General features: G+C 65.3%; 19 protein-coding genes. 9 read left to right on the forward strand and 10 right to left on the reverse strand.

Annotated elements, in window-relative coordinates; translation table 11 throughout:
* Position 1 precedes the first annotated feature (1 nt).
* Positions 2-1804, reverse strand: a complete 1803-nt coding sequence (sucB, locus tag CSW57_RS20400) for a 2-oxoglutarate dehydrogenase, E2 component, dihydrolipoamide succinyltransferase (protein WP_099384296.1) — start codon at positions 1802-1804, stop codon at positions 2-4.
* Positions 1805-1938: 134 nt separating this feature from the next.
* A complete protein-coding gene (locus CSW57_RS20405) occupies positions 1939-3450 on the reverse strand; it encodes a leucyl aminopeptidase (RefSeq protein WP_099384297.1) in 1512 nt (503 codons plus the stop codon).
* 93 nt (positions 3451-3543) lie between these two features.
* On the opposite strand from CSW57_RS20405, the gene gcvT reads away from it, so the two are divergent.
* Both gcvT and CSW57_RS20415 read left to right on the forward strand, forming a co-directional pair.
* Positions 3544-4662, forward strand: a complete 1119-nt coding sequence (gene gcvT, locus CSW57_RS20410) for a glycine cleavage system aminomethyltransferase GcvT (RefSeq protein WP_099384298.1) — start codon at positions 3544-3546, stop codon at positions 4660-4662.
* A 90-nt stretch (positions 4663-4752) separates the two neighbouring features.
* Entirely contained in the window at positions 4753-5853 is a 1101-nt protein-coding gene (locus tag CSW57_RS20415) for a branched-chain amino acid aminotransferase (RefSeq protein WP_099384299.1), read from the forward strand.
* Positions 5854-5870: 17 nt separating this feature from the next.
* Here the strand turns inward: CSW57_RS20415 and CSW57_RS20420 are convergent, their stop codons facing one another.
* Genes CSW57_RS20420 through CSW57_RS20430 form a run of 3 tightly spaced genes read right to left on the reverse strand, consistent with a single transcriptional unit; the run spans position 5871 to position 9049 of the window.
* Positions 5871-6635, reverse strand: coding sequence for an adenosylcobinamide-GDP ribazoletransferase (locus CSW57_RS20420; protein ID WP_023953783.1), 765 nt, complete (start codon positions 6633-6635; stop codon positions 5871-5873).
* Positions 6632-8371, reverse strand: coding sequence for a nicotinate-nucleotide--dimethylbenzimidazole phosphoribosyltransferase (cobT, locus tag CSW57_RS20425; RefSeq protein WP_099384300.1), 1740 nt, complete (start codon positions 8369-8371; stop codon positions 6632-6634). The genes CSW57_RS20420 and cobT overlap by 4 nt, the downstream gene beginning before the upstream one ends.
* Positions 8372-8377: 6 nt before the next feature.
* Positions 8378-9049 (reverse strand): DUF3043 domain-containing protein, encoded by a 672-nt coding sequence (locus CSW57_RS20430; protein WP_030171520.1) that lies wholly within the window; start codon positions 9047-9049, stop codon positions 8378-8380.
* A 124-nt stretch (positions 9050-9173) separates the two neighbouring features.
* Between CSW57_RS20430 and CSW57_RS20435 the strand changes: the two genes are divergently transcribed.
* From CSW57_RS20435 to CSW57_RS20445, 3 genes are all read left to right on the forward strand, one after another.
* Positions 9174-10229, forward strand: coding sequence for a glycerate kinase family protein (locus CSW57_RS20435; protein ID WP_099384301.1), 1056 nt, complete (start codon positions 9174-9176; stop codon positions 10227-10229).
* A 134-nt stretch (positions 10230-10363) separates the two neighbouring features.
* Positions 10364-10738 carry a HesB/IscA family protein gene (locus tag CSW57_RS20440; RefSeq protein WP_023953775.1) on the forward strand — a complete coding sequence of 125 codons (375 nt, stop codon included), beginning with the start codon at positions 10364-10366 and terminating at the stop codon, positions 10736-10738.
* Between the two features lie 206 nt (positions 10739-10944).
* Positions 10945-11922 (forward strand): carbohydrate kinase family protein, encoded by a 978-nt coding sequence (locus CSW57_RS20445; protein WP_099384302.1) that lies wholly within the window; start codon positions 10945-10947, stop codon positions 11920-11922.
* Positions 11923-11947: 25 nt separating this feature from the next.
* Here the strand turns inward: CSW57_RS20445 and asnB are convergent, their stop codons facing one another.
* Entirely contained in the window at positions 11948-13876 is a 1929-nt protein-coding gene (asnB, locus tag CSW57_RS20450) for an asparagine synthase (glutamine-hydrolyzing) (RefSeq protein ID WP_099384303.1), read from the reverse strand.
* Between the two features lie 240 nt (positions 13877-14116).
* Here asnB and ctaC point away from each other — a divergent pair, with 240 nt between their 5' ends.
* The 3 genes from ctaC to CSW57_RS20465 are packed head-to-tail and all read left to right on the forward strand — an operon-like array spanning position 14117 to position 16201.
* Complete coding sequence (gene ctaC / locus CSW57_RS20455; protein ID WP_442316350.1) at positions 14117-15196, forward strand: aa3-type cytochrome oxidase subunit II; 1080 nt, start codon at positions 14117-14119, stop codon at positions 15194-15196.
* A gap of 17 nt (positions 15197-15213) precedes the next feature.
* Positions 15214-15630, forward strand: a complete 417-nt coding sequence (locus CSW57_RS20460) for a cytochrome c oxidase subunit 4 (RefSeq protein WP_099384304.1) — start codon at positions 15214-15216, stop codon at positions 15628-15630.
* A 43-nt stretch (positions 15631-15673) separates the two neighbouring features.
* Positions 15674-16201, forward strand: coding sequence for a GNAT family N-acetyltransferase (locus tag CSW57_RS20465; protein ID WP_099384305.1), 528 nt, complete (start codon positions 15674-15676; stop codon positions 16199-16201).
* 288 nt (positions 16202-16489) lie between these two features.
* On the opposite strand, the gene qcrB is transcribed toward CSW57_RS20465, so the two are convergent.
* Genes qcrB through ctaE form a run of 4 tightly spaced genes read right to left on the reverse strand, consistent with a single transcriptional unit; the run spans position 16490 to position 20861 of the window.
* Complete coding sequence (gene qcrB / locus CSW57_RS20470) at positions 16490-18106, reverse strand: cytochrome bc1 complex cytochrome b subunit (RefSeq protein ID WP_099384306.1); 1617 nt, start codon at positions 18104-18106, stop codon at positions 16490-16492.
* Entirely contained in the window at positions 18103-19275 is a 1173-nt protein-coding gene (gene qcrA, locus CSW57_RS20475; protein ID WP_099384307.1) for a cytochrome bc1 complex Rieske iron-sulfur subunit, read from the reverse strand. The genes qcrB and qcrA overlap by 4 nt, the downstream gene beginning before the upstream one ends.
* On the reverse strand, positions 19272-20195 hold the full coding sequence (qcrC, locus tag CSW57_RS20480) for a cytochrome bc1 complex diheme cytochrome c subunit (protein WP_099384308.1): 924 nt from the start codon (positions 20193-20195) through the stop codon (positions 19272-19274). The genes qcrA and qcrC overlap by 4 nt, the downstream gene beginning before the upstream one ends.
* Before the next feature lie 54 nt (positions 20196-20249).
* A complete protein-coding gene (gene ctaE, locus CSW57_RS20485; protein WP_081729571.1) occupies positions 20250-20861 on the reverse strand; it encodes an aa3-type cytochrome oxidase subunit III in 612 nt (203 codons plus the stop codon).
* A 149-nt stretch (positions 20862-21010) separates the two neighbouring features.
* Between ctaE and CSW57_RS20490 the strand changes: the two genes are divergently transcribed.
* Positions 21011-21493: a hypothetical protein gene (locus CSW57_RS20490; RefSeq protein WP_223249365.1), complete on the forward strand. Its 483-nt coding sequence runs from the start codon at positions 21011-21013 to the stop codon at positions 21491-21493.
* Positions 21494-21502: the final 9 nt, after the last annotated feature.

Genomic DNA, 21502 nt, shown 5'->3' on the forward strand with positions numbered 1-21502 from the left:
GCTAGAGGCCGAGATCTGCCTCAAACGCCGCTTCTTCCAGACGATGCTTGACCGTGGTGAGGAAGCGTCCGGCGTCGGCACCGTCGATCAACCGGTGGTCATAGGTCAGCGGCAGGTAGGACATCGACCGCACCGCGATCGATTCGGAACCGTCAGCTCCGGTGAGCACCACCGGGCGTTTGACGATCGCGCCGGTGCCCAGCATCGCGGCCTGTGGCGGAACCAGGATCGGGGTGTCGAACAAAGCGCCCTGGCTACCGATGTTCGTGATGGTGAACGTGCCACCGGTCAGGTCGTCGAGCTTGAGCTTGTTGCTCCGCGCCCTGCTCGCGATGTCGGCGATCGCCCGCGCCAGTCCGGCGATCGAGAGGTCGTCGGCGTTGTGGATCACCGGCGAGAGCAGACCCTGCTCGGTGTCCACAGCGATACCGAGATGCACCTTCGAGTAGTAGGTGATCTCCTTGGCGTCCTCATCGATCGAGGCGTTGACGTTGGGATGGGCCTTGAGGGCCTCGACCACAGCCTTCGCGATGAACGGCAGGAACGTGAGGTTCACGCCCTCGCTCGACTTGAAGCCTTCCTTCGCAGCCTTGCGTAGCGTCACGATCTTGGTCATGTCGACCTCGAAGACCTGCGTGAGCTGAGCGCTCTCCTGCAGGGACTCGCGAGTCTTCTTGGCCGTGATCTGGCGAATCCTGTTGATCTTCTGCGTGGTGCCGACCAGCTGGGCCAGCTCTGGCCTCGGCGCGACCGCAGACGAAGACGTTTGCGCCGCAGGCGCGGGCTCGGCGGACTTCTCGGCTGTCGGCGGGGTCTTTGCGGCCTCGGCGGCGGCGAGCACATCCTGCTTGCGGATGCGGCCACCGACACCGGTGCCCTTGATCGAGTCCAGGTCGACGTTGTTCTCGCCCGCGAGTTTGCGGACCAGCGGCGTCACGTATGGACTCGAGCCGCTGTCGCCACCGCTGGACGCGGGGGCCGACTTCTCGGCGGGCTCGGACTTCTCGGCGGGCTCGGACTTCTCGGCGGGCTCGGACTTCGGGGCCGGAGCGGGCTCGGGTTTCTTCGCCTCGGCTTCTGGCTCGGGCTCAGGTTCCGGTTCGGGCTCGGGTTCTGGTTCCGGCTCGGCCTTCGCCTCGGGTTCCGGCTCAGGCTCAGGCGCGGACGGTTTGGCGTCGGCCGAACCGATGACCGCCAGACGCCCGCCGACCTCGACCACGTCGTCTTCCTGGGCGACGATCTCGAGCAGGGTGCCGGCCGCCGGCGATGGGATCTCCGTGTCGACCTTGTCGGTGGACACCTCGACGAGGGCCTCGTCGGCCTCGACCGAGTCGCCGACCTCTTTCAGCCAGCGCGTCACGGTGCCCTCTGTCACCGACTCACCCAGTTCGGGCATGGTGACGTCGGTGCCTTCACTCGACCCCGACCCGGATGCGGCGGGCTTGGCCGGCTCGGGTTCGGATTCAGGCTCGGGTTCGGGTTCGGGTTCCGCCTCTTGCTCGGCTGGCGCCTCGTCGGAACCGGCATCGCCGGAGTCGGCGTCGTCAGAGCTTCCGTCCGACTCGCCTTCTTCGCCGATCTGGGCCAGCTCGCCGCCGACCTCGACCACGTCGTCCTCTTGGGCGACGATCTTTGTCAGGACACCTGAGGCAGGGGCCGGGATCTCGGTGTCGACCTTGTCGGTCGACACCTCGAGCAACGGTTCATCGGCCTCGACCGTGTCACCCTCCTGCTTGAGCCACCTGGTGACTGTGCCCTCGGTGACGCTTTCACCCAGGGCGGGCATTTGGACGGAGAAGGCCATCGTTGTCGACTCCTCGATTTCGAGATCCGGTGTACGGTCTGCGGTCTGAGTCCGGGCCACCGGTGTTGGTGACGCGGCGTTGTGGCGGTACTTCCTAGTGGGCCGAACCGCCGGTCTAAACCCTACCTTTTGCTCTACCCTTCGGCAGCGATCTCCTCGAGCACGGCGAAGATGGTGCGTACGGGGACACCTGTACCGCCCTTACCGGTATAGCCCCACGGGCCTCCGGTGTTGAACGCAGGTCCGGCGATGTCGATGTGGGCCCACTCGACCCCGTCGGCGACGAACTCGCGCAGGAACACGCCGGCCGAGAGCATTCCGCCCCAACGGTGATTGGTGATGTTGGCCAGGTCGGCGACCCTGGAGTCGAGATCTGATCGCAATTCCTCGGGAAACGGCATCGCCCAACCTGATTCGCCCACCGAGCGGGAGATCGTCGCGACACGGTCACGGAACTCCTCGGTGCCCATCACACCGGGTGTGCGTGTCCCCAGGGCCACCATCTGCGCGCCGGTGAGTGTTGCGGTGTCGATGAGGTAGTCGGGGTTGTCCTCGCACGCGCGCACGATCGCGTCGGCGAGGATGAGCCGGCCCTCGGCATCGGTGTTGAGCACCTCGACGGTCTTGCCGCCGTACTGGGTGAGGACGTCGCCGGGACGCTGGGCGGTGCCGGACGGCATGTTCTCGGCCATCGGGACGGTGGCGATGACGTTGACACCGACGTCGAGTTTGGCCGCGAGGATGGTGGTGGCCACGATCGCCGCAGCTCCGCCCATGTCCGAGGTCATGTGGTCCATGCCGGCTGCCGGCTTGATCGAGATGCCACCGGTGTCGAAGGTGATGCCCTTACCCACGAGCGCAACGGTTTTCGCCTTGCGGCCCGCGGTGTGGGTGAGTCGTACCAGGCGCGGTGGCCGGGAACTGCCCTGGCCGACCCCGACGATGCCGCCGTAGCCGTCCTTGGCCAGGGCTGCCTCGTCGAGGATCTCCACCTTGAGGCCGGCGGCAGAGCCGAGGGCCTTGGCGCGTTGCGCGAACTCCTCGGGGTACAGATGGCTCGGCGGGGTGTTGACGAAGTCGCGGGCGGTCGCGACGGCGATGGCGATGGCCTCGGCGCGCTCGAGATCTTTCTTGGTCTGCTTGTCGGTGCCGGGCACCAGGAGCTTGACCGCGGTGACCCCGGACTTCTCCGGCTCCTTCGAACGAAACTCGTCGAAGCGGTAGGAGCCGAGGAAGAAGCCCTGGGCGGCGGCGGTCAGATCGATCGTGGACAGCGTGGTGACAGCACTGGCCACCCCGTCGAGGCTGCGGGCGGCAACACCTGCCTGCCGTCGAACGTGTTCGCTGTCATCGAGTTTGGCCGGGGCACCCAGGCCCACCGCGAGGACAGAGGAGACGCCGAGCCCGGGGGGTGCCGGGATCCGGTTGAGCTGGCCGGCCGCGCCGGTGGCCCCGACCGCAGACAGCGCGGCGTCCACTGCGCCTGCTTGCGCATCGTCGAGCAGTCCATCGCCGATCACCAATGTGGGAGTGCCGTCGTCCTCAGTGGTCGTCAATCCGATGACCAGAACGTCGTCGCCCTTGCCGATCTGGGTCACCAGAGACAGTTCCGGACCCAGCCGACGGTTCGCGCTTGACTTGCTCACGTTTCACTCCCACTCGTAGCCGACATGCTTCCCGATTGTCGATCCTAGTTCGCCTCGCTCCCGGGCCCGCCGTGGGCGCGATAGCGTAACGCCATGAGCGAAGGTGAATTGCTGGCCGGACCGATCGAGGAATCGCACCGCACACTGGGTGCGAGTTTCGCGGCATTCGGCGGATGGAACATGCCGGTGTCCTATGCGGGCACTGTCGCCGAGCACACCGCCGTGCGTGAGGCGGTCGGGATATTCGATGTCAGTCACCTCGGCAAGGCGTCCGTCACCGGACCGGGAGCTGCGGACTTCGTCAACCGCACCCTCACCAACGATCTGAACAAGATCGCGCCGGGCAAGGCCCAATACACGTTGTGCACCAACGAAACCGGCGGGGTCATCGACGATCTGATCGTCTACTGGGTGTCCGACGACGAGGTGTTCATGGTTCCGAACGCCGCGAACACGGCTGCAGTGGTCGCGGCGCTCGCGGCCGTTGCCCCTGACGGGATCGAGGTCCGGAACCGGCATCGCGACTTCGGTGTCATCGCGGTTCAGGGTCCCCGCTCGGCGCAGGTGCTCGCGGATCTGGGCGTGCCGACGGAGATGGACTACATGTCGTTCGCCGATGCCGAGTTGGCGGTGGGTGACACGAGGTACCCGGTGCGGGTGTGCCGGACCGGATACACCGGTGAACGAGGCTACGAGTTGCTGCCGTCGTGGGACGACAGCGCACCGGTCTTCGATGCGCTCCTGTCCGCTGTTGTCGCGGCCGGCGGACAGCCGGCCGGATTGGGAGCTCGCGACACCCTCCGCACCGAGATGGGTTACCCCCTGCACGGACACGAACTGTCGGTCGACATCAGTCCACTGCAGGCCCGTTGCAGTTGGGCTGTCGGATGGAAAAAACCGGAGTTCTTCGGTCGCGACGCCCTGCTGGCCGAGAAGGAGGCGGGCCCGGTGCGGCGGCTGTGGGGTCTGCGGGCGACCGGGCGCGGCGTGCCGCGTGCCGATCTGCCCGTGTTGTCGGTCGCAGGCGGTGACCGGATCGGCGTGTGCACATCGGGCACCTTCTCTCCGACGCTCAAGACCGGAATTGCCTTGGCGCTCATCGACAGTGCCGCCGGTGTCGCCAAAGGCGACACCGTGGTGATCGATGTCCGGGGACGGGCTCTCGAGTGCGAGGTGGTGCTGCCGCCGTTCGTGACCGCGAACGCCGGCTGACCCCACCCGTTTCGCCGGCGGACCGGGGGTGTCGCGCCACGCGGAATCGGTGGTCGGAATCGGCTCACGGGTGAGCGTTACCATTGCCTGATGACCTTGGAGTTCGTCCGGACCGAGCATCCCCAGCCGGTGTCCCAGTCGCGCCGCGCCGACATCCTGGAAGCCCCGGGATTCGGCAGGCATTTCACCGACCACATGGTGATCATCGATTACAGCGCGGACAAGGGCTGGCACGACGCGAGCATCGTCCCGTACGGCCCGATCGCCCTGGATCCTTCGGCGATGGTGCTGCACTACGCCCAGGAGATCTTCGAAGGTCTCAAGGCCTACCGGCAGTCCGACGGGACGATCGCATCGTTCCGGCCCGACGCCAACGCAGCGCGGATGCAGCGTTCGGCGCGTCGGCTGGCCATGCCCGAACTGAGCACCGAGGACTTCATGGCCTCGCTTCAAGCCCTGCTGGCCGCGGATCACGAGTGGGTGCCCGCAGCCGGCGGCGAGTCGTCGCTCTATCTGCGCCCGTTCATGATCGCCACCGAGCCCGGCCTCGGGGTGCGGCCCGCAACCGAGTACCGGTACATGCTGATCGCGTCGCCTGCCGGTGCGTACTTCCCCCGCGGCGTTCATCCGGTGAGTGTCTGGCTGTCCACCGAGTACGTGCGGGCGGCGCCCGGTGGTACCGGCGCGGCCAAGTTCGGTGGCAACTACGCCGCGTCACTGCTCGCCCAGGCCCAGGCCGCCGAGCACGGATGCGATCAGGTGGTCTGGCTCGACGCCATCGAGCGTCGCCACATCGAAGAGATGGGTGGGATGAACCTGTTCTTCGTGTTCGGATCCGGTGCCGACGCCAAACTCGTGACCCCGGAGCTGTCGGGATCTCTGTTGCCTGGGATCACCCGGGAATCGTTGCTGCAGTTGGCGACCGACGCCGGTTTCGACGTCAGTGAACGCAAGATCAGCGTCGAGGAGCTACGCAAAGGCGTGGCATCGGGCGAGATCACGGAGGTCTTCGCCTGTGGCACCGCCGCGGTGATCACCCCGGTCGGGCACGTCAAGGGCGACGTCGATGACTACACGATCGCCGACGGCCAGCCGGGCAAGGTGACGATGGCCCTGCGCGACACCCTCACCGGCATACAGCGCGGGACGTTCGCCGACACGCACGGCTGGATGACCAAGCTCTACGGCTGAGGTCGGCGCCCGGCCTGTCAGCCGATCAACATCCCGCACAAGGCGATCAGCGCGCTCAGTTCGACGAGAGCGCCTAAAACGTCGCCGTTCACACCGTCGAACCGTCGGGAACAGTGTGCGGTGAATGCCCAGGCGAAGGCTGCGACCACCACAGCGGTGAACGCACCGGGAATCGGCGGTACCGGCTCGATCGCGAACCCGGCGACCACAGCCCCCATCACCCAGAACGGGATGGTCAGCCGCTGCGTGCCCGCGGTCAATGCACCGAACTTGGATTTCTCGGTGGCGTGCAACGTGATCCGGCATCCGATCACAGGGGCCACGCGACTGAGGAAGACCACGAAGACGATGGCGGCCCAGTTTCCCTGTTCGATGAGGGCGCCGTATCCGGTTGCCTGCGCACCCATCACCAGCACCAGCGTCGCCGCGCCGAACGGACCGGTGCTGCCACTGTGCATCACCTCGTGAACCCGCTCGGGCGGACCGAAACAGCCGAGTCCGTCGGCGGTGTCGGCGAGCCCATCGAGGTGCATGCCCCGGGTCAGGACCGCCAACAATCCGACGATCAACAGGCCGAGCATCAACACCGGTAAGTCGGTGAACGACAGCCCGAAAGCGGCTGTGGCGGCGATGCCGCCGAGGACCGCACCGACCAGGGGAGTGGACCCGATCACCGCGCCGCCCAAGGCGCGGTCGAATGGGCCCGGTGGTTCCGCCACAGGCAGGATGGTCAACCAGGACAGCGCGGTCTGGGGACCGCGCAGCGCGCGGCGAAGGCTCATCGACCGGCGCGCGTGGGTTCCGGTGCGCCGGTGACCTGGGCTTCGGCGAAGGTGGCCATGGAGGCGAGTGTGGCCACCGCAGACTGCACCACCGGGAGAGCGGTCAGAGCGCCACTGCCTTCGCCGAGGCGCATCGAGAGGTCCAGGAGCGGCTCGAGATCGAGTTGCTTGAGCGCGATGCTGTGAGCCGGCTCGGCGGATCGATGCCCGGCCAACCACCACTCGCGAGCACCGGGCGCTATGTCGTTGGCAACCAGCGCAGCGGCTGTGACCACCAGACCGTCGAGGATGACCGGTGTGCGCCGTAACGCGGCCTGGGCCAGGAAGCCCGCCATCGCGGTGATCTCCGCGCCCGCCACAGTGCGCAGTAACTCGAGGGGAACCCTGCCGTGGGGGCGCGCACGACGCATCCCGTCGCGCACCGCCGCAGTCTTGCGGATCCAGCCGTTGTCGTCGATGCCGGTTCCGCGGCCGACCACCACCACGGGCTCGTTGTCCGTCAGAAGACCGACGAGAATCGTTGCGGGAGTGGTGTTGCCGATACCCATCTCACCGGCGATCAGGAGATCGGCGCCACTGTCGATCTCTTGGTCGGCGATGGCCCGCCCGGCGGCGAGGGCAGCGCGGGTCTGCTCAGTGGTCAGAGCGTCTTCGACGGTCAGGTCTCCCGAGCTGCGCCGAACCTTGAATCGGCTGATGGCTTCGGGCGTCTCGGCGTCGACCGCGAGATCCTCGACCCTGACCTTCGCACCGTGCAGTCTGGCCAGCACGTTCACCGCGGCTCCACCGGCGGTGAAGTTGGCGACCATCTGTGCCGTCACCTCAGGTGGGTACGCCGACACCCCGGCGCGGGCGACCCCGTGGTCGCCGGCGAACACAACCACCGTCGGCTGACCGAAAGGCGATGGGGGACACACTCCTTGGCATGAAGCGACCCACACTGCGATCTCTTCGAGCCGACCCAGCGAGCCGGTGGGCTTGGTCAGTTCACCCTGTCGTGCCCTGGCCGCAATGGCTGCATCACGGTCGGGAGCGGCGATGAAGTCGAATTGCTCGGGGAGTTCGAACTCCGTCGCGGCGCCGAGGCCGGCGTGCTGCCCGGAGTCGTCGGACCCCTCGGTCGGTGGGGTTGCCGACGTGACCTCGATGTCGTCGGCTGTCGATGCCTCGACCGGCACGGGCGCCGCGCTGACAGCGTTGGTGGCAGCCGGCTGCGGGCCACTGATCTCGAGCACTTTGCCCGCGACGACCAGGACCGTCCGGTCACACGTCGCCGCCACGGCATTGTTGAGAAGCCCCAGCTGATCCTGAAACAACCGTCCCGCAGGCGTGGGCGCCACCAAAGACAGGCCCACCTCGGGACTGATGATGACGAGGTCTCCCGTGAAATCTGCTATTGCAGAAACGAATTCGGCGACCTTGTCAGAGAGGTCGAAATTGTCGTCGTCCCAGCCGCCGACATCGTCGATCTGTCTGCTGACCCACCCGCCGAGATCGTCGACAAGGGTCGCCACGTCCGGGTCGGAGCGAAGTCGACCGGCGACGTCGGCGGACTCCACCGTCTGCCAACCGGCCGGCCGTCGTGACCGGTGTGCGGCGATGCGCTGTGACCACTGTGGGTCACCCGTTGCCGGATCGGCCGCCGTGGCGATGTATCGGACGCCGGTTGCCGGGAGCAGTCCTTCGCCGAAAGCTGATTTACCTGAACGAATTCCACCAAGGATCAGAGTGCGCATCGTCGCTCAGACCGCGTCACCCGGCTTGACCCTCGGTTTTGGTGCCCGCATGAACCGCAGCTGCATCGCGCGGCTGAATCCGTACCAGCCGAGCTTGAATCCGCCGTCCTCAGTGCTCGGGAACCGCTCGCGGACGCGATTGTTCAGGATGCGCCCCAGCAACACTCCGTCGATCACCAGGAAGATCACGAACACCAGCATGAGCAGGGTGGCGTACACCGCGATGGCCGGCACGAACATGACGATGATCAGCAGGATGGCGAAGGGCATGAACATCCCGGCGAAGTTCCGGCGGGAGTCGACGATGTCGCGGGCGTAACGACGCACCTCGCCCTTGTCGCGCGGCATCAGGTACCGCTCGTCGCCTTCCATCATCTTCTGACGCTGGTCGGCGCGCTGCTGACGGCGGGCGTCGGCCTGGTCCTTTTTCTCGGCTTTGGTCAGGGTGACGTTCGACCCCTTGAGTTCCTTCTTCCGTGCCCGCGCCTCGGCGCGGGTCAGCGGGGCCGGGCTGACCGGTCCGCGTCGCTTGCCCTGGGCGTCACGCCGCTTGGGAGTCGGGCGACCTTTGCCCTCGGTGTACCTGCGACTGCCCGCAGTTTCTTCCACCGTTGTCTCACCGGCGGTCGTGTCGACGGTGTCGCCTTCGACGTCGTCCTTCTTCCAGGGCAATTTCACCCCGTCAGATTATCTCCCCGGCGGCAGTTCTGATCCCCGGGTGGTGCCGGACTCCCGGCCGGCCGGGACAGCCGGCGTCTTCGCTGCGCTGCCGGAGCTGCCTTGTCGTTCCTATACTCCCTCCATGAAGGCTTTGATCGCCCCGGACTCCTTCGGTGACACCCTCACAGCGGTCGCGGCCGCCAAGGCCATCGCGGCCGGGTGGAAGCTCGGACGTCCCGGCGACGAGTTGATATCGGTGCCTCAGTCCGACGGTGGACCAGGATTCGTCGATGTCCTGGCCAGCCGTTTCGGCGATCGCCGCAGCGAGACGGTGACAGGTCCACTGGGTGCGTCGGTTCGGGCCGACTGGCTGCTGGATCGTCGCGGAGACCGTGTGACCGCCTACATCGAATGTGCGCAGGCCTGCGGGCTGCACCAGTTGGGAGGCGGCCCCACTCCGCGGACCGCGCTGTCCGCGGACACGTTCGGGGTCGGCCGGCTGGTGGCCGCCGCGGTTGCCGCCGGCGCCACAGAGATCGTTGTGGGGCTGGGCGGCAGCGCGAGTACCGATGGCGGTCGTGGTCTGATCGACGCGCTGGGTGGTCTCGACGGCGCCGCCCATTCGCTGCGGTCGGTCACATTGGTGGCTGCCTCGGATGTCGAGAACCCGCTGCTGGGCCCGGGTGGTGCGGCACATGTGTTCGGGCCACAGAAGGGCGCCGACCCCCAGACCGTCTCTTTGTTGGAGGAAGGCATGGCCGAATGGGCCACGCAACTCAACGGTCTCGCCGGCCGCGACATCACCGAGGATGCAGGCGCAGGTGCGGCCGGGGGACTGGGTGCCGCGCTGATCGCGCTCGGGGCAACGAGGGTGTCCGGGGCGACCGTGATCGCAGAGGCGACCGGACAACAGCAATTGATCGACGACGTGGACCTCGTGATCACCGGCGAGGGGCGGTGTGACGAACAAACCCTCAAGGGCAAGGTCGTCGCGGCGCTGACCACCGCCGCGCGTCGGCGAGGTATCCCGACCGTTGTGCTTGCGGGCCAGGTGACGCTCACGCCCGCGCAGATCGTCGAGGCGGGCATCGCCAGGGCTGACTCGATCGTCGACATCGCAGGATCGGTCCAGCTCGCGATGGATGACGCCGACAACCAGCTGCGCCGACTCGCGCGGCACGTCGCCGAGGAGTGGTGACCGGCGCTTTCGCCCGCCCGCGTGACGCGGGAATAGGTGGGACAGGAGTACGGTTATAGGCGTTGGAAGTTCGCATCCGATACCTGGCAGCTGTGCCGATCGCACGCCTACGCCCCGCACACTGAGGAGAATCCATGACCGCATCGAATGAGACCGCTGTGCAGACCGAGACCGAAGCGCCTGCCCACGGTGTGATTCTGACCGATGCCGCTGCCGCGAAGGCCAAGGCCCTGCGCGAGCAGGAAGGTCGCGAAGAGCTCATGCTGCGCATCGCGGTTCAGCCCGGTGGCTGCGCAGGCCTGCGCTACCAGCTCTACTTCGACGACCGCAACCTCGACGGCGACTTGGTTGTCGAGTTCGACGGCGTCGGACTGGCCGTCGACCGGATGAGCGCGCCGTACGTCATGGGCGCGAGCATCGACTTCGTCGACACCATCGAGAAGCAGGGCTTCACCATCGACAATCCGAACGCGACCGGCAGCTGCGCCTGCGGCGACTCGTTCAACTGACGCCCAAGCCCCGACTGGGCTCTGGCTCTCGGCAACGGCCGCATCCGATCACTCGGGTGCGGCCGTTGTCCTGTCTGAGGAGTTGCATACCGGCCCGGCCGGAGGCGCCCGCCCATACTTTCGACGGATTCGGGGTATGCCCTGCTTCGTTCGTGGGCGTATGTAGCGTTAGCCCCATCACCGGGTGAACAGAAAGGCTCGTTTTCGTGGCCATTGCCATTTGTGGATCGATCGCAACAGATCATTTGATGCGTTTTCAGGGGAAGTTCTCCGAGCAGCTGCTTTCGGAACATCTCGACCACATCTCTCTCAGCTTCCTGGTCGAGGAACTCATCATCCGGCGCGGCGGTGTCGCCGGGAACATCTCGTATGCGATGGGTGTCCTGGGTGGTTCGCCGTTGCTCGTGGGGTCGGTGGGCAGCGACTTCGACGACTACCGCAAGTTCTTGGAGGACAACGGTGTGGACACGCGCGGTGTCCGCGTCTCGGAGACAGCCCACACCGCACGCTTCATGTGCACCACCGACGACGAGATGGCCCAGCTGGCCAGTTTCTACGCCGGAGCGATGAGTGAATCCCGCCAGATCTCACTTGCCAGGCTCGCCGAGGAGTTCGGCAAGCCCGAGCTCGTCCTGATCGGCGCCGATGATCCTGAGGGGATGATCGTGCACAGTCGGGAGTGTCGTGAGCTGGGCATACCGTTCGCCGCCGACCCATCGCAGCAACTCGCGCGACTCGACGGCGAACAGGTTCGCGAACTCATCGACGGGGCCACCTATTTGTTCACCAACGAGTACGAGTGGGGCCTGCTACGTCAGAAGGCCGGGCTCAGTGATGCCCAGGTCGCCGAGATGGTCGGACTGCGTGTCACCACGCTGGGCAGCGGTGGTGCCGAGATCGTCGAGGCCGACGGAACGCGCACCCATGTGCCGGTGGTGCCCGAGACGGAGAAAGTCGATCCGACCGGTGTCGGCGACGGCTTCCGCGCCGGATTCCTCGTCGGCAACGCAGCGGGTCTGAGTCATGAGCGCAGCGCCCAGCTCGGCTCGATGGTCGCCGTCCTGGTGCTGGAAACCATTGCGCCGCAAGACTGGACGTGGAACCGCGAATCAGCGTTGGCGCGCATTGCGGGCGCGTACGGAGACGAGGCTGCTGCCGAGATCGGAGCGGTCATCCCGGCGTGAGATGACCGCCCGGCCTACGCCGAGGCTAGAGCTTGACGGGGTAGCGGTGGTCTTCGATCTGGGGCGTGATGGTGCCCTCGACGAAGATCCCGTGCCACACCATGAAGATCAGCACCGTCCAGAGTCGTCGACTGTTGTCGACCACTCCGTCGCGATGCTCCGTCAGCATCTGCCGCACCGCGTCCTTGTTGAAGATGTGCTCGGTCTGAGACTTCTCGACGGTCTGCTGAGCCCAGTCGTAGAGTTCGGTCCCGGCCAGCCAGTGACGCAGCGGAACGGGGAAGCCCAGCTTTTTGCGGTGCAGGACGTGGGCGGGGACTATCTGCTCGAGGGCCTTCCGTAACGCGTATTTTGTGGTGCCGTGCGAGATCTTCTCGTCGAAGGGCAGGGCCTCGGCGACTCGCATCACCTCGGGGTCGAGGAAGGGGACCCGCAACTCGAGCGAGTTCGCCATGGTGATCTTGTCGGCCTTCACCAGGATGTCGCCGCGAAGCCAGGTGAACAGGTCGAGATGCTGCATCCGCGCCACCGGGTCCCACCCCTGCGAGGTCGCGTAGATCGGAGCCGTCACATCGGTGTGGGTCCAATCCGGTCGGAAGTCTTTCAGGACAGCGCGTAGCCGCGCGTCGTCGAAGCTGCGTGCGTTCCCGTAGTACCGCTCTTCGAGCGACATCGAGCCGCGGTGCAGCAGGCTCTTACCGCGTGTGCCCTCGGGTATGCGGTCCGACAACCGGCCCGCGGCCACTCGCAGTCCCCTGGGTAGCCGCTCGAAAGGCTTGAGCGACAACGGTTCTTTGTAGATCGTGTACCCGCCGAAGAGTTCGTCGGCACCTTCGCCGGACAAGACCACCTTGACGTGCTTCCGTGCTTCTTTCGCCACGAAATACAGCGGCACCAGAGCCGGGTCGGCGACGGGGTCGTCGAGGTACCACACGATCTCCGGGATCGCGGCGGCGAACTCGGCAGGTCCGACGACCTTGACGACGTGCCGAGCGCCGATGGCCGCGGCCGATTCGGCTGCCACGTCCACCTCGGAGTAGCCCTCGCGCTCGAACCCGGTCGTGAACGTGATCAGATCCGGGTTGTGCCTGATCGCCAGCGCCGCGATGGCCGTTGAATCGATGCCTCCGGAGAGGAACGAGCCCACCGTGACGTCGGCACGCATGTGTTTGGCGACCGAATCCTCGAGCGCTGCGGCGATCTCGTCGTATCGCTTCTGTTGGGTGTCCGGGGTGAACGGGCGAACCTTGAACTGGGGTGTGAAGTACCGGCGCACCTGCGGTCGTTGTCCGGGCTTGATGGTGGCGTAGCTGCCGGACTCGAGGCGACGGATGCCCGCGTGCAGGGTTTCTGGTTCCGGTACGTACTGCAGCACCGTGTAGTGCTGGACTGCGCGGGGGTCGAGACCGTCCGCGACGCCGATTCGGTCGAGGAGTTCGAGGAGGCTCTTCTTCTCGCTGCCGAAGACCGTTCCGCCCGAGCCCGTCGCGATGAAGAGCGGTTTGATGCCGAACGGGTCGCGGGCGATGAACATCGATCGCTCCTCGGTATCCCAGATCGCGAAGGCGAACATGCCGCGCAGCCGGGCGACCGCGTCAGGACCCCAGTGATGGAAGGCAGCGACGATGGCCTCGCCATCACCCTGGGTGCGAAACTCTGCGCCCTCGTCCCGGCTCAGCTGCTCACGAAGCTCGAGGTAGTTGTAGATCTCGCCGTTGAAGACCAACGCGTACCGCTCCGGATTGTCCGCGGGACCCCAGCGCAGCGGCTGATGCGAGTGCTCGATGTCGATGAACGCGAGACGGTTGAACCCGAAGGCGACATCCGCGTCGTGCCACGTTCCACCCGGTTCGTCAGGCCCACGGTGGCGCATGCAGTGCGACGCCGCGGCCACCAATTCGGCAGACTCTCCCGCAGACGCGTCGCTGGACAACAGACCTAGCAGACCACACACGAAAAAGCCTCAATTCGTCCTCCGGACAGCACTTCGAACATGCCCGAGTATGCCGCAACAACGGTCACCCCCGCCTGCCCGCCCCAAGCGCGTCCTCGGCATTCCGGGCGTCGATGACACGAACCCAAACCCCGATACGAATGTTGCGGGCGGTTGGTCTACGCTGCGTAGTACACGAGCTACCAATCGTGGGTGGCGGTGTGGCTGTTTGCAGTCTGGGCAGGGTAGGAAGGCGTGAAATTGGCACACGGTGGGCGACCTCCGGCATCGACTAAGCGTCAGCACCGCGGACGTCGAATCAAGCAGATCAGCGCGACCCTGTTCTTGGGTGTCGGCGCGATGATGCTGTCGAGCTGCAGCGCTGAAGAAGTGATGCGGTTCGGCTGGCCCGAGGGCATCACGCCCGAGGCCGAAAGCATGCGTCACCTATGGACCTGGTCGGTGATCGCTGCCCTCGTCATGGGAATCATCGTGTGGGCGCTGACCTTCTGGACCGTCACCTTCCACCGCAAGAAGCCCGGTGGGGACGAGTTCCCGCGCCAGACGGCCTACAACGTGCCGCTCGAGTTGACCTATACGGCCATCCCGTTCGTGATCATCGCGGTGCTCTTCTACTTCACGATCATCGTGCAGAACGATGTCGAGGCGAAGAAGTCCGATCCAGATGTGGTCGTGAACGTGACTGCCTTCCAGTGGAACTGGAAGTTCGGCTACCGCACGGTGCAGCTGGAAGACGGCTCCCGTTACGACGGCACCCGCGAGAACCCGTACGAGAACCAGCGGGCCGAGCTGGAAGAGCATGCCGGCGAGAAGGCCGAGCAGGCCGGCCACAACGAACAGAACGCAATCGACGCGGAGCGCAACAACATCCGCGAGTACCTCATGTACGACAAGATCGAGACCACCGGTAACTCCGAAGAGATCCCGGTCCTGGTCCTGCCGACCGGCAAGCGCATCGAGTTCGAGATCGCTTCGAACGACGTTGTCCATTCGTTCTGGGTCCCGGAGTTCCTCTTCAAGCGCGACGTGTTCCCCTTCCCGGAGGAGAACCACACCGACAACCGCTTCCAGGTCAGCTCGATCGACCGCGAAGGCGCCTTCGTCGGGCGTTGTGCCGAGATGTGCGGTACCTACCACTCGATGATGAACTTCGAGGTGCGTGCCGTCAGTCCCGAGGAGTTCGATCGCTACATCAAGTTCCGCGAATCGAACCCGAACGCCACCAACGCCCAGGCACTCGAATCGATCGGTGAGCCCGCCACTGCGCTGACCACCAAGCCTTTCGACACCCGCCGCGGCACCCAGACGGCCTCGAACTAGTACCCAGGAGCCACGAGATGAGAATTGAAGCGCGCCTCTTCGAGGTACTCACCGGGTTCTTCTTCCTGGTCGCCATCGCCTACGGGCTGGCCAGTGGACTGTCCAGCAAGAACGTCGAATGGGTCGGTGTCACCGGTCTGGTCATGACCGGCGGTCTGACCCTGATCATCGGGACGTACTTCCGATTCGTCGCCCGCCGCGTCGACATCCGCCCTGAGGACTACGAGGACGCCGAGGTGTCCGACGGTTCCGGCGAATTGGGCTTCTTCAGCCCCGGCAGCTGGTGGCCTGTGGTGATTGCCCTCGGCGCCGCGACCCTCGCTGTGGCGATGGCAACCAGCAACTTCTGGTTCGTCGGATTCGCTGCTGCAGCCATCATCGGTGCGGTCGCCGGTCTGGTCTTCGAGTACCACACCGGGCAAGAAAAGCACTGACCAGCAGAACAACATCGATTCTTCTTTGCACTCAGCTCCTGGGATGTCCGTAGAGATACGGCACACCTGGGAGCTGAGCGCTGTGCAGCGCCGTCACCTGCGAGAGCTCTTCGACCGCGCTTTCGACGGTGAGTTCGGAGACACCGACTACGACCACGCCCTCGGCGGGCTTCACGTCATGGTCGCGTCCGACGGCCGTGACGTAGTGGCCCATGCGGCGGTGGTGGCCAGATCCATGGTCGTCGACGAAGTACCGCTCCGCGTCGGGTATGTGGAAGCGGTTGCAGTCGACCCCACACGGCAACGACAGGGTCTCGGGCATCAGGTGATGGAAGCGTGCGAGCGAATAGTGCTCGACGCCTACGACTTCGGGGCGCTCAGCGCCAGTGCGGCCGGCGAAGCCCTCTATCGTGCACGAGGCTGGCGTCCGTGGGAGGGCGAACTCGGGGCGCTGACGCCCAGCGGCCCGATCGCGACGCCCGACGACCGTGGAGGGGTACACGTCTTCGGTGAGATCGGACGGCCCGATGGTCGCCTGCTGTGCGACTGGCGCTCCGGCGACCTCTGGTGATCCTGGTGGCCCTGTAGCGCCGCCGTTGTGCTCGCCTGTTCGTCTGTTCTCGAATGGTGAGTCTCGGTTCCAGGTGCGCGCTCGTGGTTTTCAAGCTTCCCCTTCGTTGTCGAGGCCCTCAGGACCCGTCCTTCTGTCCACACCGATCGCGTGCACTGCAGTGGGGTAGGGGAGAGGCGCAACGTCTGGGGAACCTGCCCACACACCGAGAGCCCGGGTCTCAAACAATCCTGGGCACAAAAAATCCGGGCCCCGATATGGGACCCGGATTTCTTGTGTTGTCGCAGATCAGTCGGTGAACGGGCTTCCGCCACGAGCCTGAAGAGCGCGCAGCGCGTCCTTCTCGACATGGTGGGCTTCGCTGTCGAGCTCGATCTGACGCTGTTGCTCTTCCGGTGGGTCAGCCACCAGGAGCGAACCGCTGCCCGGGCTACCGGCGGACCCCAGCTTGTTCATCCGCTTGGGCAACGCTGCACCCTCGTACGGCATCGGAAGCGGGTGACCGTGATCATCGAGAGGTCCGAGCGGCTGGTGCAGCTCGATGTACTCACCATGGGGGAGACGCTTGATGATTCCGGTCTCGATGCCGTGCTCGAGCACGAAGCGGTCACTGCGCTGCAGGGCCAGGGCCCAGCGGTAAGCGATGTAGTACGCGAGCGGCGGCACGATGATCAGGCCGATGCGTCCCATCCACGTGGTCGCATTGAGCGATATGTGGAACTTGTACGCGATGATGTCGTTCATGCACGACACGGTGAGCACGATGTAGAAGGCGAGTGCCATCGCGCCGACACCTGTGCGCACCGGGGTGTCGCGAGGCCGTTGCAGCAGGTTGTGGTGAGCATCGTCGCCGGTGAGCCGCTTCTCTATCCAGGGATAGGCGAACATCACGGTGATGATGACCCCGATGAGAACGACCACCCAGAAGATCGCTGGGATCGTGTACGCGTTTCCGAAGTAGACCTCCCACGCCGGCATCAGGCGGGCAAGTCCGTCGGTCCACATCATGTAGATGTCGGGCTGCGAACCGGCCGACACGTGCGCCGGGTTGTATGGCCCGAGCACCCACACCGGGTTGATCTGGAAGATGCCGGAGATGATCGCGAGGAAGCCGAAGGTGACCGCGAACAGCGCACCGGCCTTCGCCGCAAAGATCGGGAGGATGCGGACACCGACAACGTTCTGTTCGGTGCGGCCGGGGCCGGGGAACTGAGTGTGCTTCTGGTACCAGACCAGTGCGAGGTGTGCACCGATCAGGGCCAGGATGATCCCTGGGAAAAGCAGCACGTGCAGGATGTAGAGCCGCGGAATGATGATGTCGCCTGGGAACTGACCGCCGAACAAGGCCCAGTGGATCCAGGTACCGACAAGCGGTATTCCGAGGACGATGCCCGACATGGCAGCGCGGACGCCGGTGCCCGAGAGCAGGTCGTCGGGGAGTGAGTATCCGAAGAAGCCCTCGAACATCGCCAGGAGCAGCAGCATGCAGCCGATGACCCAGTTGGCCTCACGCGGCCTGCGGAACGCACCGGTGAAGAAGATGCGCGCCATGTGGATGATGATCGACGCCGCGAACAGCAGCGCTGCCCAGTGGTGGAGCTGTCGGACGAACAGACCGCCGCGGACCTCGAACGAGATGTCGAGTGTGGTGGCATACGCCTTGGTCATCATCACGCCGTTGAGCGGTTCGTAGGCGCCGTTGTAGACGACCTCGCTCATCGACGGATCGAAGAAGAACGTCAGGTACACGCCCGAGATCAACAGGATCACAAAGCTGTAGAGCGCGATCTCGCCGAGCAGGAAGGACCAGTGGGTGGGGAAGACCTTGTTGATCTGCCGCCGGAGACCGGGAGCCAGGTGATACCGGCTGTCGACCTCTTCTGCGCGTTGCGCGAGTTTGCTCATGGTCTGTCCTTCCCCTGGCCGCGTTCCCAGAACGCCGGCCCGACGGGTTCGATGAAGTCGCCGGCCGCCACCAGATAACCCTGATCATTCACAGTAATGGGCAACTGCGCGAGCGCGCGAGCAGCTGGACCGAAGATCGGCTTGGCGAACTCGAGGGCATCGAACTGAGACTGGTGACACGGGCAGAGGATTCGGTTGGTCTGCTGCTCGAAGAGCGATGCCGGGCAACCGAGGTGCGAGCAGACCTTCGTGTAAGCGAAGTAGTCGCCGTAGTTGAAACTTTCCTGGTTCTTGCGCTTGATGGCCCGGGCCGCATCGTTGGGACGCAGGCGGATCAACATCACGGGGTTGTCCACCGCACGCAGTCCTTCGAGGAGCTTGTGCCGAGACTCTTCCGTCTCTCCGACGCCATCGGAGACCCGCCACGGGAAGACCGTCTCCATGCCGCCGGCATCGAGATCTTCCGGCCGGACGAGGACCACCTGGTGTGGGTTGCCGGTGTCGCGACGCAGGAAGACCGTCTCGTTGGGGGCTTCGGGCGAGTTGTGGATCGGCGACCACCCGGTGTTCCAGAGCGGGGCGTCCTTGCCCTCGGCCCACGGGTTCTTGATGATTCCGCCGACCAGGGCGACGAGGCCGGTGACAGCGAAGGTTCCGAGTCCGAAGAGTCCGGCACCGATGATCATCTTGCGACGACCGATCGTGGACGACGTCACGGTGTTGCCGAGCATGGCGGCAGCGGTCTTCTTGTCGACCTCGGTGGAGCCGCCGTCGTGGCGGTCCTGGACCGAGATCTCTTCGGGAATGAACTTCTTGGTGAACTGGATGGCGCCCACTCCGATGGAGAGGATCGACAATCCGAAGGTCACGCCCAGAAGGGGAGTGTTGAAGATGTACTGCCAGTAGTGGTCTCCACCGGGCATGACGAATTCCCAGTGGTTGAAGATGAAGATGACGAAGCAGGCCGCCGCTGACAGACCGGCCAGCAGGAACCAGAACGCAACCGATCGCTCGGCACGCTTCTCCGCCTTGCTGCCGGGCTCGGGGAACCGTTCCCGACGGTGGATGATCTCCACACCGTCGAGATTGGTGCCGAGCTTGACCAGCTGGTCGTTGCTCATCCCGTCGAGCTCGTCCTGGGTGGGGACAGATTTGTGTTGATCGCTCATGTGCGTGATCCCATCCACATCGCGGCGGCGACGATAGCCACTACGCCGACAGCCCACATCGCCATTCCCTCGGAGACCGGTCCGAAGCCGCCCAGGGCGTACCCGCCCGGTGCTTCGGGGCGCGTCGCGTACTTGACGTAGCCGATGATGTCCCGCTTTTCCTCATCGGTGAGCTGACGATCCGAGAACTTGGGCATGTTCTGCGGTCCGGTCAGCATCGCCGTGTAGATCTGTTGCTCATTGGCCGGGTCGAGGACCGGCGCGAACTTGCCCGACGACAGTGCGCCACCGCGACCGGTGAAGTTGTGGCACGACGCGCAGTTGAGGCGGAACAGTTCACTACCGCGGCCGATGTTCTCGCCGCGCAACTGCTCTTGCTCGACAACCGGGTAACCGTCCTCGAAGATGACGTTTCCGTCGGCGTCCTTGGCGTACACGACCTGAGGGCCGCCGCCGACCGACTGGATGTAGGCGCCGAGCTGGTCGATCTGGGCCTGGGTGAACTTGGCCGGCTTGCGCTGGATCTGAGCCTCACCACGGACCGCGGGCATGCGCCCGGACGAGACCTGGAAGTACACCGAGGCATCGCCGACGCCGACCAGCGACGGTCCGCGGTCGAGCACGCCTTCGAGGTTGGCGCCGTGGCACGTGATGCAGGACGTCTCGTAGAGCTTGCGGCCATCCTGGATCAGCGCAGCACTCGACTCGCTGTCCGCCTTGGCGACCTGCGGGTCCGGGGTGATCGCGGTGGCCAGGCCGCCGGCGACCACCAGACCTGCGAGCAACAGCAGGATGCCGGACGCGCGACGTCGCAACTTGCGGCGTGCCTTGGCCTTTTTCGCGTCGATCCTGCCTGCGCCCTCGCTCAGGGCGCCCTCAACCGAATCCCCGGGTGAGGTGGGTGGGGGAGATGAACTCATCTGTGTCTCTCTGCTAAGCGGACTGACTCTGCCTGGGCGAAAGTGTGGTGCGCGTTACCGGATGAAGTAAATGGTCGCGAACAAGGCAATCCAGACGATGTCGACGAAGTGCCAGTAGTAGGACACGACGATCGCGGCGGTTGCCTGAGCCGGGGTGAACTTGCTCAACCGCGTGCGGATCAGCAAGAAGACAAAGGCGACGAGACCGCCGATGACGTGCAGGCCGTGGAACCCGGTGGTGATGTAGAACACCGAGCCGTAGGCGCTCGACGACAGCGTCGTGCCCTCGTGAACCAGGTGGTAGTACTCGTACGCCTGACCGGCGACAAAGATCGCGCCCATGATCAGCGTGATCGTGTACCACCGGCGAAGGCCGAAGACGTCGCCACGCTCGGCGGCGAAGACACCGAGCTGGCATGTCACCGACGACAGGATCAACACGGTGGTCACCGGGATCGCCAACGTCAGGTTGAGCTCGGTGGGCTCCATCGGCCAGTTGCCGTAGTTTCCGGCTCGCGCGACGAAGTACATCGCGAACAATCCGGCAAAGAACATCAGCTCGCTCGAAAGCCACACAATCGTGCCGACGCTGACCATGTTGGGTCGGTTCAGCGAGTGCACGCGCTGGGTGATAGCTGATCCTGTGGGTGCTGCAGCGCTAGTCACCCCAGAAGTATGACGGTTCGTAGTAAGCGCTGACTACTTGGGTCCAGAATTTTTTTCGGCGGGTCACGCCGACCCAGGTAGATGGAGGCATATGCCCTGTTCCCGGCGTGTCAGAGAGCTGGAAATCACACACCTGGGAGGCTGGTGGGGTGCCTCGCGACGTGAACGGGAACCCGGTCGAAGTATCCCGGTGGAAACGATGGTCCGGTCGGCTCGCCGGCGGTCGAAAGCCCAACGGGGAGTTGTCTGCCGACGATCCATCTCTCGTCGTGACAGCCGAGAGTTTCGACGACGCGGAGGCGGCGTCGTCGGTGCTCGCAGATTCCGGTTGGCGCGAGGACGAACAGTCGGTTCTGCGGCACCTGCTGATACTGCCTTCCGGGGCCGTCCCAAGGGCTCTGGAGCTTGCGGCACAGGACCACTACGGACCCGTTCCGGTTCCGCCGGGATGCGGTGTGGAGGCCCCCGGCGGCAATGATGTGGTGGCACTGGCTCGCGTACAGCTGATCGATGCCCTGCACGTGTCCCAGGAACGCTCTCGGATGGCCGGTCTGGCCCAGCGGCACGGCGGCTCTGCAGTGGGCTGGCAGGTGCTGCAACCGCCGACGAATCGGGTTGCGGGGGGTGGCTAGGCTGCCACT

This window comes from Williamsia muralis (assembly GCF_002735905.1).
In the GTDB taxonomy this organism is placed as follows: Bacteria; Actinomycetota; Actinomycetes; order Mycobacteriales; family Mycobacteriaceae; genus Williamsia; species Williamsia muralis_A.

Coding starts and splice junctions, on each gene's coding strand:
- sucB (WP_099384296.1), bottom strand. CDS start 1,804: ATGGCCTTCTCCGTCCAAATGCCCGCCCTGGGTGAAAGCGTCACCGAG.
- gcvT (WP_099384298.1), top strand. CDS start 3,544: ATGAGCGAAGGTGAATTGCTGGCCGGACCGATCGAGGAATCGCACCGC.
- CSW57_RS20415 (WP_099384299.1), top strand. CDS start 4,753: ATGACCTTGGAGTTCGTCCGGACCGAGCATCCCCAGCCGGTGTCCCAG.
- CSW57_RS20420 (WP_023953783.1), bottom strand. CDS start 6,635: ATGAGCCTTCGCCGCGCGCTGCGCGGTCCCCAGACCGCGCTGTCCTGG.
- cobT (WP_099384300.1), bottom strand. CDS start 8,371: ATGCGCACTCTGATCCTTGGTGGAATTCGTTCAGGTAAATCAGCTTTC.
- CSW57_RS20435 (WP_099384301.1), top strand. CDS start 9,174: ATGAAGGCTTTGATCGCCCCGGACTCCTTCGGTGACACCCTCACAGCG.
- CSW57_RS20440 (WP_023953775.1), top strand. CDS start 10,364: ATGACCGCATCGAATGAGACCGCTGTGCAGACCGAGACCGAAGCGCCT.
- CSW57_RS20460 (WP_099384304.1), top strand. CDS start 15,214: ATGAGAATTGAAGCGCGCCTCTTCGAGGTACTCACCGGGTTCTTCTTC.
- CSW57_RS20465 (WP_099384305.1), top strand. CDS start 15,674: ATGTCCGTAGAGATACGGCACACCTGGGAGCTGAGCGCTGTGCAGCGC.
- qcrB (WP_099384306.1), bottom strand. CDS start 18,106: ATGAGCAAACTCGCGCAACGCGCAGAAGAGGTCGACAGCCGGTATCAC.
- qcrA (WP_099384307.1), bottom strand. CDS start 19,275: ATGAGCGATCAACACAAATCTGTCCCCACCCAGGACGAGCTCGACGGG.
- qcrC (WP_099384308.1), bottom strand. CDS start 20,195: ATGAGTTCATCTCCCCCACCCACCTCACCCGGGGATTCGGTTGAGGGC.